The organism is Pseudoalteromonas sp. SR41-8, from assembly GCF_014163915.1.
In the GTDB taxonomy this organism is placed as follows: domain Bacteria; phylum Pseudomonadota; class Gammaproteobacteria; order Enterobacterales; family Alteromonadaceae; genus Pseudoalteromonas; species Pseudoalteromonas rhizosphaerae.
This window is the reverse complement of the sequence record NZ_JACJEE010000084.1, coordinates 1-600: the sequence shown is the minus strand read 5'-3', so window position 1 is coordinate 600 and position 600 is coordinate 1. Positions and strand designations below refer to the sequence as shown.

General features: G+C 41.5%; 2 tRNA genes and 1 rRNA gene. All 3 read right to left on the bottom strand.

Going from position 1 to position 600, the window contains the following annotated elements:
- Nucleotides 1–215 precede the first annotated feature (215 nt).
- A tRNA-Ala gene (locus tag H5162_RS21100) sits at nucleotides 216–291 on the bottom strand.
- Nucleotides 292–337: 46 nt separating this feature from the next.
- A tRNA-Ile gene (locus H5162_RS21095) sits at nucleotides 338–414 on the bottom strand.
- Between the two features lie 76 nt (nucleotides 415–490).
- A 16S ribosomal RNA gene (locus tag H5162_RS21090) occupies nucleotides 491–600 on the bottom strand; the annotation flags it as partial.

Genomic DNA, 600 nt, shown 5'->3' with positions numbered 1-600 from the left:
GTAAACGTTCATTAAATGGCACTGAATGATACTGCTATCATTCTTTTTTACTTTTGAAAACTCTGTACAAATACACTGTATTTATACGAATTTTATTATCAGCTTTTCCAAATTTTTAAAGAGCAAGAGATACAAAAACCTCTCAAAATTAAACACACTCTATTCTCAGGCGATTATGCTGCCCGATAAAAGAATATTTATTTTTAAGAAGTAAGTGGTGGAGCTAAGCAGGATCGAACTGCTGACCTCCTGCGTGCAAGGCAGGCGCTCTCCCAGCTGAGCTATAGCCCCACATATGCTGGTACTTATTGTTTGATTACCGACTTCGTTGAAGAAGTGGTGGGTCTGAGTAGATTTGAACTACCGACCTCACCCTTATCAGGGGTGCGCTCTAACCAACTGAGCTACAGACCCAAACAATAAGTGTTTGTTCTCTTTACAATAACAATCATCTGTGTGGACACTACGAACAAACAAGTTCTAAATCGTATAAGGAGGTGATCCAGCCCCAGGTTCCCCTAGGGCTACCTTGTTACGACTTCACCCCAGTCATGAATCACTCCGTGGTAAACGTCCTCCCGAGGGTTAGACTATCTACTT